This is a genomic window from Blautia wexlerae, from assembly GCF_013300825.1.
Classification (GTDB): domain Bacteria; phylum Bacillota; class Clostridia; order Lachnospirales; family Lachnospiraceae; genus Blautia_A; species Blautia_A wexlerae_B.
In genome coordinates this window covers 1-11858 of sequence record NZ_JAAIMY010000052.1, presented here as the reverse complement: position 1 = coordinate 11858, position 11858 = coordinate 1, and the positions used below count along the sequence as shown (strand labels likewise).

Annotated in this window: 17 protein-coding genes and 1 pseudogene; 9 read left to right on the top strand and 9 right to left on the bottom strand. The window is 39.0% G+C overall.

The window, feature by feature from the left end; all coding sequences use genetic code 11:
* Positions 1-348: 348 nt before the first annotated feature.
* The 3 genes from G4417_RS15740 to G4417_RS15730 all read right to left on the bottom strand — a co-directional run bounded on the left by G4417_RS15740 (position 349) and on the right by G4417_RS15730 (position 2841).
* Positions 349-1791, bottom strand: coding sequence for an IS1182 family transposase (locus G4417_RS15740; protein WP_173684161.1), 1443 nt, complete (start codon positions 1789-1791; stop codon positions 349-351).
* Between the two features lie 74 nt (positions 1792-1865).
* Entirely contained in the window at positions 1866-2030 is a 165-nt protein-coding gene (locus tag G4417_RS15735) for a hypothetical protein (protein ID WP_173684160.1), read from the bottom strand.
* Positions 2031-2085: 55 nt separating this feature from the next.
* Positions 2086-2841, bottom strand: a complete 756-nt coding sequence (locus tag G4417_RS15730) for an 8-oxo-dGTP diphosphatase (RefSeq protein ID WP_173684159.1) — start codon at positions 2839-2841, stop codon at positions 2086-2088.
* A gap of 266 nt (positions 2842-3107) precedes the next feature.
* Between G4417_RS15730 and G4417_RS15725 the strand changes: the two genes are divergently transcribed.
* Both G4417_RS15725 and G4417_RS15720 read left to right on the top strand, forming a co-directional pair.
* Positions 3108-3455 (top strand): MobC family plasmid mobilization relaxosome protein, encoded by a 348-nt coding sequence (locus G4417_RS15725; protein ID WP_330598410.1) that lies wholly within the window; start codon positions 3108-3110, stop codon positions 3453-3455.
* Positions 3422-3610: pseudogene (locus G4417_RS15720) on the top strand (relaxase/mobilization nuclease); the annotation flags it as partial. The gene G4417_RS15725 and the pseudogene G4417_RS15720, both read left to right, overlap by 34 nt.
* A 147-nt stretch (positions 3611-3757) precedes the next feature.
* On the opposite strand, the gene G4417_RS15715 reads toward G4417_RS15720, so the two are convergent.
* The 3 genes from G4417_RS15715 to G4417_RS15705 form a co-directional block, all read right to left on the bottom strand.
* Positions 3758-3904, bottom strand: coding sequence for a hypothetical protein (locus tag G4417_RS15715; protein WP_173684158.1), 147 nt, complete (start codon positions 3902-3904; stop codon positions 3758-3760).
* 265 nt (positions 3905-4169) lie between these two features.
* Positions 4170-4379 (bottom strand): DUF6219 family protein, encoded by a 210-nt coding sequence (locus G4417_RS15710; RefSeq protein WP_004074371.1) that lies wholly within the window; start codon positions 4377-4379, stop codon positions 4170-4172.
* A gap of 91 nt (positions 4380-4470) precedes the next feature.
* Positions 4471-4803 carry a winged helix-turn-helix transcriptional regulator gene (locus G4417_RS15705; protein WP_020993870.1) on the bottom strand — a complete coding sequence of 111 codons (333 nt, stop codon included), beginning with the start codon at positions 4801-4803 and terminating at the stop codon, positions 4471-4473.
* Positions 4804-4943: 140 nt separating this feature from the next.
* On the opposite strand from G4417_RS15705, the gene G4417_RS15700 reads away from it, so the two are divergent.
* Entirely contained in the window at positions 4944-5297 is a 354-nt protein-coding gene (locus G4417_RS15700; protein ID WP_004614173.1) for a cupin domain-containing protein, read from the top strand.
* 106 nt (positions 5298-5403) lie between these two features.
* Here G4417_RS15700 and G4417_RS15695 read toward each other — a convergent pair whose 3' ends face one another.
* Genes G4417_RS15695 through G4417_RS15685 form a run of 3 tightly spaced genes read right to left on the bottom strand, consistent with a single transcriptional unit; the run spans position 5404 to position 6754 of the window.
* Complete coding sequence (locus G4417_RS15695; RefSeq protein ID WP_008373708.1) at positions 5404-5550, bottom strand: hypothetical protein; 147 nt, start codon at positions 5548-5550, stop codon at positions 5404-5406.
* Positions 5551-5578: 28 nt separating this feature from the next.
* On the bottom strand, positions 5579-6097 hold the full coding sequence (locus G4417_RS15690) for a ClbS/DfsB family four-helix bundle protein (protein ID WP_173684157.1): 519 nt from the start codon (positions 6095-6097) through the stop codon (positions 5579-5581).
* A gap of 54 nt (positions 6098-6151) precedes the next feature.
* Positions 6152-6754, bottom strand: coding sequence for a Type 1 glutamine amidotransferase-like domain-containing protein (locus G4417_RS15685; RefSeq protein WP_062808204.1), 603 nt, complete (start codon positions 6752-6754; stop codon positions 6152-6154).
* A gap of 338 nt (positions 6755-7092) precedes the next feature.
* Between G4417_RS15685 and G4417_RS15680 the strand changes: the two genes are divergently transcribed.
* The 6 genes from G4417_RS15680 to G4417_RS15655 are packed head-to-tail and all read left to right on the top strand — an operon-like array spanning position 7093 to position 11716.
* Entirely contained in the window at positions 7093-7797 is a 705-nt protein-coding gene (locus G4417_RS15680; RefSeq protein ID WP_025580190.1) for a lantibiotic protection ABC transporter ATP-binding protein, read from the top strand.
* Complete coding sequence (locus G4417_RS15675; RefSeq protein WP_015527239.1) at positions 7798-8544, top strand: lantibiotic immunity ABC transporter MutE/EpiE family permease subunit; 747 nt, start codon at positions 7798-7800, stop codon at positions 8542-8544.
* A gap of 2 nt (positions 8545-8546) precedes the next feature.
* Entirely contained in the window at positions 8547-9290 is a 744-nt protein-coding gene (locus G4417_RS15670) for a lantibiotic immunity ABC transporter MutG family permease subunit (protein ID WP_173684156.1), read from the top strand.
* Entirely contained in the window at positions 9283-9660 is a 378-nt protein-coding gene (locus tag G4417_RS15665) for a NisI/SpaI family lantibiotic immunity lipoprotein (RefSeq protein WP_025580194.1), read from the top strand. The genes G4417_RS15670 and G4417_RS15665 overlap by 8 nt, the downstream gene beginning before the upstream one ends.
* A 38-nt stretch (positions 9661-9698) precedes the next feature.
* Entirely contained in the window at positions 9699-10361 is a 663-nt protein-coding gene (locus G4417_RS15660; protein WP_055056575.1) for a response regulator transcription factor, read from the top strand.
* Positions 10352-11716, top strand: a complete 1365-nt coding sequence (locus G4417_RS15655) for a sensor histidine kinase (RefSeq protein ID WP_173684155.1) — start codon at positions 10352-10354, stop codon at positions 11714-11716. The genes G4417_RS15660 and G4417_RS15655 overlap by 10 nt, the downstream gene beginning before the upstream one ends.
* The last annotated feature ends 142 nt before the right edge of the window (positions 11717-11858 follow it).

Sequence of the window (11858 nt, the reverse complement as noted above, 5' to 3'; positions counted from 1 at the left end):
TGAATGAGAATTATTATCTAAACTCATTATGTACACTCACTTATTGCTTATTTCGACCGTCCAAATTCCAAGAGCATATTGTTCTTTTTTCTATTATAATATATTTATTGTATCAGAACAAGTGTTTTTGCGATTTTTTATGAATTTGAGCAGATATGCTCGAATGTGCAATTCATCCCATCACCTATAGGACGCCACTGAAAAAGTGGTAAGTTTAGTATCACAGGGCGTCAAATATGTGCAAAAATGTTCCTTGATAATAAAATATTGCTAAAATAGTGTTTTGAGGGATGCAAAATCTACCCTTTTGAGAGATGAATTTTCCTATTTTTCCTCATTTGGGCAGACTTATCCCTTTAGTTTTAAAATTCGTTTTAAATTGACTGCAAATATTGATACTGCTCCTTGAAGTTGCATGTTTGATAGTCCAGCAGCATCACAACGACTATATCCGTGTATATTTTTTAATTCACTATTTTTTGCCTCTATCATATGGCAGGTTTTGAAACGTTCCTTGAAATATTGTGTTTTTTGAAACGCTTCTTGATTTTTATGATAATCCGATTTAATAGTGATACTATACGTTTTGGTTTTTGCATTTTCTTTATAGCAGCCATTACGATAAGGACAGACATGGCATTTATTAATATCGAAAAAATATTTGATACGTGTATTCTTTTTCTGATTACTACGTTTGTCAATTCGATATTTTATAGCCAAATGCCCCGCTGGGCACTGCATGGTATCCGCATCTTTATTAAAGATAAAGCCGTCCTCTGAACGAGTCCCTTTTATGATGCTCGGGTTAAGCTTTGAAATTAATTTATAGTCATTGCTTTGTGCATCTTTTAAATTTTCCAGTGTGGAATATGCGGTATCTGCTATTACTTCATTAACGGTTGCACCTGCTGCTTTACTTTTTTGAACCAGTACTGGAAGTTCCTGACCATCAAATGCTTCGCCGGATGTGATTGTTGCTGCTGTGATAATCCGTTCATCTGTCATGGCCAAATGAGTTTTGTATCCGTAAAAAGAAGAATTGACCGCTTTATGGCCAATCCGGGCATCCGGGTCAATGGATTGATCATAACAATCAATCTGATTATCCAAAATTTCGGATAACATAGAAGATTCTTCTTTAATCGTTGGCAGTTCTGAATACGGACTTTCCTGAACTGTGTTTAATAATTCATGACAGTATTCATTATACTCATCTAAAGAAGCTCGTTTTTCAGCTTCATCTGGCAGATAAATGTCTTTATCAGAATCTTTTAAAGCTGCTTTTAAAGAAGTAGAGGCTTTTTTCAACATTTCTCTCTGAGTAGTTTTATGATAACGGGCTTCTGTATGAGTTGAGTCAACAATTATAGTATTGCTTTTTAAAACACCTTGATTTATGGCAAGTTCTACACTTTTATTTATGAGCAGATCAAGTATATTTTCATCTTTTAAACGCTGCTTTCTGAATTTGGTTAAAAGACTAGGATGGATAACCTCTTCTTCTGGCGTTAATTCCAGAAAATATTTAAAAGACATATCATATCGTGATCTTTCAACAACACCATTATCAGAAAGGTTATAAAGATATTTTAAAAGCAGATATTTAAATAGCAATATAGGGTTTTTTGCATTACGTCCATTATCAAGGCAATATTTATTTTTTAATTCATCATATATAAAAGAAAAATCGACCAATTCCCTGATTTTTCTTAGAATATGATCTTTTGGAACAATCATGTCATATAAATCTGAATAATAACTAAGGCTAAGTTTAAGTTGGGATGATAACATTTCAACCTCCGACAATTATGATACCTTAATTATATCAGATATATGATTTTACGACCACTTTTTCAGTGGCGTCCCTATAGAGGTGAGGGAATTCTTGCTACGGTTGTTAAATCCCCCAAAACAGGGATTGCCTTTATAGGTGCCAATAAAACTGATTCAACAACCGGATTTTCTTTAATATCCTTTATTTCATTTGCATTATATAAGGAATTTTTTGCCATTTCTAATTTTTCATTCATTATTGTTCTCCCATTTTCATCACAACAACTATTTTATCCCAAGTAGATACTTCGTTTAATATAAATCTCCAACATATCCATCTGCTTCCAGATGCATATAACACTCATCCACCTGCTCAGACTCCAGGATCTGTAAAACGTATTCCATACCTGTAGCCAATTCTTTGGTTTTTAATTCTTCCATCGGAATCCAATACACCTGCCCTTCCTCCGAACTTGTCAATTCTCCGATAAATCTATCAGCTCTGTACAGCGTAATCACATAATGTACTCCCCCCTTATGCCAATGATATAAACCGCAGAGCTTCGGTGTTTCAATCGTAAGACCTGTTTCTTCCCAAACTTCCCGGATCATAGATTTTTGAAATATCTCGTTCTGCTCCACATGACCACCTGGAAAAGTTGTCCCTGTATAGCTGTCATTCACTTTATCCAATGCCAGCACATTTCCTTTGTCATCTTGGATCATACACATATTCATAAAGCAAACCTTCTCAATCCGACTCTCTTCTTTTTCATTCAGAGATCTTCTGATACGTTTATTGATATCCGATCGTTTGGATTTGTAATGCTTGAATACCTCTCCATACGGAATCCAGATTTCTGCATCTTCAATTTTTTCATACACAATATCCACCACTTCTTCCAGATGTTTGTCGTTTGGGAAAGTGTATTTTTTCATATAATAATCCCTGGTTGCCTGGAACATCCATTCTGCAATCTTCTCTTTCTGCTTTAATTTCAACTGAGCATATTTCTTGTCAGTCTGCAGTAATTTTCCATCTATCATTTCATGGTTTTTCCGTGACATCGGTAAGACCTCTTTTCCTCTTTTCTCATTCAGATTTTACTATACCATAGAATCCTTCTTTCGTCATACCTCAGATCTGCGATGTCCTATTTTTCTTCTCTGAATACCTTATCTATAGAGGGTTCTTTTCAAAAGACTCTCTTCCGGCGGCTGTGCCACCGGTAAATAGCAAGGACAGGAAGTGTATATACACTTCCAAAAAAACCAGCAATTTAGGGAACCCTGCCCTAAATCAAAAACACAAAAGCCACTACTTTGAGCAACCAATGAAAGGAGAATCTATCTATGGCAAAGAGAAAAAGAAATATATAGATCTTGTTTTGTGTTGTGTTTCCCCCGAAGAAAAGAAGCTGATTCGCAGAAAGATGATTGAATCAAAGACTAAAAACATGGGAGCTTATCTTCGTAAAATGGCAATTGACGGTTATATTGTCAATACAGACACTACTCCATTAAAAAAACAATACGAGGAAATGCATAAGATCGGTGTGAATATTAATCAGATTACGAAAAAAGTAAACAGTACCGGATATCTGTATTCTGAAGAAATGCAGGAATTGAAAGAGATGGTGAAAGAATTTTGGCATATCTTAAGATCTTCCCCATTAAAGTAACAGACAAGAAAGCTCTGGACTATATTACGAATCCAGATAAAACAGATGAAAAACTGTTAGTTTCCAGTTTTGGCTGTTCCCCGGAAACTGCAGATCTTGAATTTTCTATGACAAGAGAAATGGAAAAAAAGAATGGAATGGACAAAGGCGATAATAATCTGTGCATTTTCTGCACAAAAAAATGAGGAATGGAGTCGAACCATTCCCCACTTGCTACAGGATTTCTCCTGTAATATAAATAAGAAAATCTAAGTATTCGCATTTGGGCTTTGTCTGTACATATACATCTGATCGTTATCATTTCAGATAACCCGGCTGTAAAAATACAGGCACAGTCTCTGTTTCAGCAGAGGTCCTGTACCTTTCGGTGGTATCATTATTGCTTCGCTCTTCCCGTAGGAGTCTTCGCCTGCACGAGCCGGATTAACTCCGGTAAGCATGTTTCTCAAGATGTATCAGCTCCTTCAATTATCAAGGTGCAATCGGAAGAACTGTCTGAACCTCTTTTACGTTTGTGATTTTTGGAAATCAGAGGATTTTCAATTTGCCTTCCATATACTCTGTATTGGGAGCGACAAAATCGGACATGATTTTAGAAATTTTTTGAAATTATTTTTTGAAGTGTAAAAAGATATAAAAAAAAGATGCCAGGATTTCTCCTGACACCATAGTGACTATGCCAACTTCGTGCCCAGTGGGCACAAGGTTGGTTCATTATTCTTCATTTTCTATTGAGTTTGATTCTTTCTCTGTCTTCTTGTTTTTAGATATTATCCTATGACCTGTATAAATCGCCATAATCATACAAAGCAAAGAACTTGCCGCAAAATATTTATGGCTTGATTTTGTTCCTTTATATCCAGTATAAAATGTTCCTAGCATCGTTAACAATGCTCCGACAGACCAATATTCATGAGCTTTCATTCTAACATCTCCCTTTGTGTTAATTTTAATATGTACCTTTTGATAAAATATGCAAACTGGAATTGTTCAAGCTTTTCAAATACTAACGTCCTTAATTCTGTTCAATAATTGATTTATAGTAGTTACCAAAGTCAGCAAGTGAATTAACAATTGGAAGCATTTTTGTTCCGAGTTCCGTTAAGCCGTATTCAACTTTCGGTGGCTGCTCATGGTAATCGTGGCGATATGCCAGCCCATCACTCATCATTTGTCTTAAACTATCTGTCAAAACCTTTTGTGAAATACCATCTATACTTCGTTGTAGCTCATTGAATCTCCATGGACGCTCTTTTAAGTTACGCAAAATCAGCAGTTTCCATTTTCCTCCGATAAGAGATACTGCTGTTGCAACTGGGCATTCCGGTAATTCTTCTTTTGCTCGCATAATTCTCACCTCCGAGTCTATTGTAACACATTCATTTTTGAGTGTACAGTTACAAAAAGGTGCGTACTTGTTTTTGTATGTGCCTCACACTATACTAATACCAAGCAACCAGAAACTACAAATTAACTATGGAGGTTATTATGGCAAATTACACAAAAACAACTATTGGAAAGGAAAACCGAATTGAGCTGCATGAAAAGTTGTCTTTAACAGGTGCAGAAATCAGTTTAAACGAACTACCTGCAGGAGCAAATGTCCCATTTGTTCATTCTCATAAAGAAAATGAAGAAATCTATGGAATTCTTTCAGGTAACGGCAAAGCCATAATTGATGGAGAAGAAATTAGCCTTTCAACTGGAGACTGGCTAAAAATCGCACCTGCTGCAAAGCGTCAGTTTTTTGCATCCGATATTTCTGGAATTACTTATATCTGCATTCAGGTAAAAGAAAATTCTCTGGAACATTTTACAGCAGAGGATGCCGTAATCGGCTAATTAAAAGTATTTATTTACAAAAATGCACAGTTCACGATAAGCTAAGAACTGTGCATTTCTTTTTTGTTCAATATTACGTTTTCTCAATTTTTCAAACAAGAAGTTATCAGTGATTATCTTTTAGAAAACAGCCAACTACAGCGACGCCAAATCCAAGAACACCTAGGACATATCCCCAAAAATTATTTGTTGTCACAGCAATTCCTAAAGGTATTATTGCAATCCCCAATAACTCAATCTTAATTCCTTTCATCGCAAATACCTTCGTTACAAACTGGAAGTTATAGTGCAATCTTTTTCCATTTTCTAATCTTGGTTCTAAAGGTTCCGAACGGAGCAACTGTATTAACATGTATGAATTTGTATACTTCCCATACAGCTGTTTTAGTTGCTTCGTCAGCCCATTTTCTCATATGTGGTTTAAATAATTCTTCATCACTCAGAGAATCAATCATTGCATAAATAGAGTTGATATTCTCATTCAATCTGTCTTTCAATTCTTGCAGTGACAGCTGAGCATATGTATCTGTGAACCATTGATATAATTCGCCAAGCTGATTCCACTTAAAATTATCCGAAGGAGTTTTGACAGGAATACTCTTTCTTTCGTCTGATTCCCATTTAATAACAAGAGTTGTCCAGCCAACCTGATAAGCAAGATTTTCTGCCGGAGTTCGATCGATCTCATCAATTCTCTTATCTTTTAAATGCTCCGGAATATCATTAAATTCAGAAATATGCTTTGCAAAGCTTTTATTTATCTCGTTTTTAAGTTCGTCTTTATTCTCATATGTTCTCAATAGTCTATCTCCTCAGCTTCCGATTTTCCAGTTTCAAAAACTGGAACTTTCAAATTAGTCTTTGCAAACAACCTTTGAACCTTCACCATCAATTACAATTCCCTGACGGTTGTTAATTGGGGATAGATTCAAATCCGAAAATTCAGTCATTATTTTCTCGGTAACTTTCTTAAATGGTGCTGTAAGATAATGCGGAAGAACATAGAAATCAATCAAATCAAGCCCTGCATCATCTTCTTGTGAGTAGTCCTCCGGCTTTTCATCCATTTGTTCAATATATTGGATAGTTGGAGCGCATATAATCGCACCTGCCGATTCACCGATCATCAGTTTTCCCTTTTCCAATTCCTTCTTCAATAGCTCATCCGTTCCCGTTTTACGAAGCTGGTCCATAAGGAAGAAAGAATTTCCACCAGTAAAATATATCACATCCGCATCTTCAAAAACAGACTGTATCGTTAAATAAGCCTCCGTTGAAATATCAATTTCAGTTACGGCTGCTCCCAGTTTATTGAATAGCTTTCGAGCCGAGCCGACATAACCGGTATAGCCTTCACGCAGCGAAGCTGTGGGAATAAATGCGACTTTCTTGTTATCAATTTCTTCTTTTATCAAACTTCCTACACTTGAAAAGTGCGAACATAAAAACAGTTTCATCCATATCCTCCTTAATAAATTCCGATTTCACGATATCATTTCTAATACTAATTTTACCGTATTTTTCAGATTCAGTCCATCTTTTAATCCCAGTCGGTAGAAAAACTCTTCTGTTTCTGGCATGGGAATGGCGGAGATCATGAAGTCGTATCCGCTTTACACCAGACCGCTCAATTCCGGTAGGGCTTTTTAAGGCCCTAAATGCGTAGGTTGGTGCTTTGTTGCGATATGCTCCACGGTTACGGTGTATTGTTCATATTCTGTTTTCGGGAATCTTTATGAAATCTTCAAAATTGCCCGGTATGCTATCCGTAAAATCAAAGAAAGGACTTGATTATATGGATATGATTTTGAAAACGACTGACCTCTGCAAAAATTTCAAGGGGCAAATGGCGGTAAACAATGTGTCACTGAACATCCGGCGCAACTCGGTTTATGGTCTGCTGGGGCCGAATGGGGCTGGCAAATCCACGATTTTAAAAATGCTCACCGGCATTTTGCGCCCCACATCGGGAAGCATCGAGTTTGACGGCCACCCGTGGAAGCGGAATGATCTGGAGCATATCGGTGCTTTAATTGAGATGCCCCCGCTTTACGAAAATCTGACTGCATACGAAAATCTCAAAGTCAGAACTACATTGCTCGGCCTGGACGATGCACGAATTAACGAGGTATTGCAAATTGTCCAGCTCACGAATACCGGCAAGAAACGGGCCGGGCAGTTTTCTCTTGGTATGAAGCAGCGGCTTGGTATTGCTATTGCATTGCTGAACAGTCCCCAGCTTTTGATTCTGGATGAACCGACTAACGGCCTTGACCCTTTAGGGATTGAGGAACTTCGAGAGTTAATTCGCTCTTTTCCCTGCAAAGGGATTACAGTTATTTTGTCCAGCCATATTCTGTCAGAAGTCCAGCAGATTGCAGATCATGTGGGTATCATTGCTGGCGGCGTCCTTGGATATGAGGGAGAGCTTCGCGCCGGTGAAGATTTGGAACAACTCTTTATGGATGTTATTCGCAGAAATGGTAAGGAGGGATATTAAATGGAGATGGCATATATTCAGGCAGAGAACCTAAAGCATAAGAGAACTTTCACAAAAACGCTGATCGTTCTGGCCCCGTTTGTAACTGCGCTTATGAACTTTTTTGCCCCTCTTTGGTTCCAGCTCAATTCTTATAATTGGTGGTATAACCTGCTTTATCCTGGATTCCTTACGCTCACCTGTGCCTTGATTGAACAGCGGGATAATGGCAAACTAAAATATCGTGCCGTTGCTTCATTGCCTGTTTCGCAGAACAAAGTCTGGAAAGCAAAAATTGGAGTGGCCGGTATTTACTCCTGTGTGGGGAATTTCATTTTCCTGGCGCTAAATCTGTTGGGCGGTTTTGCAATATTAGTTATCAACGAAATTCCCCTGACAATCGGAATTTGCCAGGCTGCGGCCGGAACAGCTTGTATTGTCATTGCAAGCCTATGGGAAGTTCCGCTGTGCTTATGGTTATCAAAAAAAGTTGGTATCTTTGTCACGGTTATTCTTAATGCCGGACTTGGAAGCGTTTTAGGGATTTTCACGGCTACAACCTCTTTGTGGATGATCTGCCCGTATAGCTGGGTGCCGCATCTTATGATTTCCGTGTTAGGTATTTTGCCCAATGGTGAGCCGGTTGCAGATCAGAGTACGGCAATGGCATTTTGGATGATTATACTTGTATTGGTCATTTCGCTGGCCTGGTTTGCGGCGCTGTCATTTTTAACTGCAAGATGGTTTGAGAAAAAGGAGGTGGGGTAACTATGGTATCTGTGGTTCGCTGCTGGAAAGCAGAATATCAGAAGTGTAAACATAGCATTTTGCTCTATATGCACAGCATGATTCCGATTATATGTGCGGCGATTTTTGCGGGTTACTATCATATATCCAGATGGGAACTGGCAACCAAAATCAGTGCCTATCTGGAAGTGCTGGCCGTTGCGTTCCCGTTTCTGATCGGCATTATTGTGGGCCTGGTTGTTCAGATCGAAAATCAGGCCGGGCATTATCAGCTTTTGTTGGGAACAATCCCATCTCGCATGGCAACGTATATTGGTAAACTTGGTTTTCTGATGATCTGTGCTTTTGGCGCAACATTTTTAGCGTTAGGAACATTCGCTGCACTATATAGGGCTGCTCCGGCAAGCCTTTACCTGAAAGCAGGGATTCTATTGTTGATTACCATGCTTCCCATTTACCTGATTCATTTGTTTGTGGGAATGAGCTTCGGAAAAGGTGCATCTATGGGATTGGGAATTGCAGGGAGTTTAATAGCTGCCCTTATGATAACAGGGCTTGGTGACGCTACATGGAAATATATTCCCTGGGCCTGGGGCGTTCGTGCTATGGATTACATTGTGCTTGCATGGGATAGCCCCCAACTGTATGCACAGGTAAAAACCGATTTTTTCAGCGGTATGATTATTTCTGTATGCTGCACTGTTTGTCTGCTGATTGCCAGTTTGGTTTGGTTTCATGGTTGGGAGGGAGGTAAAAACAGTGAATAAAAAGTGCCTGTTTGCCGTAGTAATTGTGCTTGTAAGTCTTATATGCTTATCGGCCTGCGGTGCGCTCCGCGATACCGCCGATAAAAATAAGGCGTTAAATGAATCTCTGCCGTATTATGAGCTGAACGCCGCAAACTATGATGAAATTTCATATAACGGCCTGACATATACCATAACGGATGAATGTCTTGAAATGTCAGAACTGCAAGAAGAAATCGGGCAGGTATCGAAACGCTTCAAAAATGTGGCGGGGGAAGATTTCAGTTTCGGCTACGTTTACAGTATTGTGGATGTGGATATAAGCAATGCCGTAGCTGTAAATATCAACAATGAATATCGGAAAGCTGACATTAAAAATAATGATGAGTAACCTCGACAATGTGGTATAATGGGGCGGGAGGTGATTTTTTGACCCACTTACTTGTAGTTGACGATGAAGTTTCTATCTTGGAATTGATTAAGAACAGTTTGGGGAAAGATGGATATTTGATAACAGTCTGTCAAAATGCGGATGATGTAGACATCAAAAAGCTGCATTTCTATGACCTCATTCTTTTGGATGTGATGATGCCTGGCACAGACGGGTTTGAGTTTTGCAAACAGATCAGGAATATGGTAGACTGCCCGATTCTCTTTCTGACCGCAAAGACATTAGAGGAAGATATATTGTTTGGATTGGGCATCGGTGCGGATGATTATATTACGAAACCTTTTCGTATTCAGGAGCTTCGCGCCCGTGTCGCGGCACATTTACGCAGAGAAAAAAGGGAGCATCACAGCACACTTTCATTTGAGCCTGATATAAGATTTGACCTTTCCGCAAAGGTACTGTATGTTTCAGAACAGCCGGTTCCCCTTACCAAAAGCGAGTATTCAATCTGTGAATACCTTGCGAAAAACCGGGGACAGGTTTTTACAAAAGAACAAATCTATGAAGCCGTTTTCGGGTTTGATGGAATAGGCGATAACTCTACGATCTCAACGCATATAAAAAATATTCGTGCGAAATTGGAGCATTTCAAAATAAGTCCGATCAGCACCGTATGGGGGATAGGATATAAATGGGAGTGAAAAAGAAACCTACATTGAAAATATTGTTTCGCCAGTTTGCTATCTCCCTCATTGTCATGCTGGTAGCGGCAATTATTGTCCCTGTTGGTTTGGAGGGACTTGCTGTAAATGCTGGATTAGCTACAAGAGCAAATCTAAGTGAATTGCAGGTAAAAGAGATCATTCCAACGCTGACGATTGCCCCGGATATTACAAAGGTTGTGATTCCACAGGGATGCGGCTACTTAATTCTGGACAAGAACTTTAATGAGCTTTACAGCAATATGGACGATGATGAAAAAGAAATTGCCCTGCTGTACGCAAAGGGAGAATATATTGAATATGCTACGGGGAGGCAGTTTGCACTTGTTGTCCGGGAAAACGAATTTTGCGTTTTAAGGTATTATATTGGTTCTCAATTTACAGTGTCATGGCTACCGGAATATTTTCCATCTCCTGACACGCTTGCGTTTATCCTGATGGCTGTAAATTCGCTGTTGGTCATTATCATACTGACCGCCAGATTTGCTAAGAACCTGCGTACACAACTGACCCCGCTTTTTGAAGCAACTGCGGAGGTTTCAAAGCAAAACCTTGATTTTGAAGTAGGACACGCCAAAATCAAAGAGTTTGAAGATGTCCTTGCATCTTTTTCAGATATGAAAGATAATCTGAAAATTTCGTTAGAACGGCAATGGAAAACCGAACAGACACAGAAAGAGCAAATCGCCGCGCTTGCCCATGATTTGAAAACGCCTCTGACGGTTATTCAAGGAAATGCTGATTTACTCACAGAAACAAATCTTGATGATGAGCAACGATTATACGCTGGTTACGTCGTGGAAAGCTCCGGCCAGATGCAGTCATATATTCAAACCCTGATTGATATATCACGGGCGGCGGTTGGTTATCAGCTCCATATTGAAAGTATAGACTTGCCAGCGTTCATGCAGCACTTGTTCGGTTATATGGAATCACTATGCCGGACAAAAGAAATCCGGCTGCAAATGAATACTGTTTCACTCCCTCAAATGCTGAAATTTGATAGGGTGCTGATAGAACGTGCTATTATGAATGTTATCAGTAATGGGCTGAACTACTCCCCGCAAGGCGGAACGCTTTATGTGGATGTTCAGAGTAACAACGGTTTCGTGGAAATTTCAGTCACAGACGAGGGAACGGGGTTTTCTAAAGAGGCATTATGCCACGCACAGGAACGGTTCTATATGGGCGATCAAAGCCGCAATTCAAAGTTACACTTTGGTATGGGTCTATATATTACAAATTCGATTATGGAACAACATAATGGTCAGCTTATTTTAGAAAATTCAAAAGAAACCGGCGGCGCAAAGGTTACTATGAAACTTCCTTGCTGATTTTCCGATAGTGTAATGGACGTCTTTTATGTCCGTCCATTTTTCAAATCTTTATGAAATCTTCAAAAATTCCTCTTATCATGTATGTGAATTACTCGGTAACTGAGTTACCAGAGCATCTGAATTAAGGCGGGATACCGCC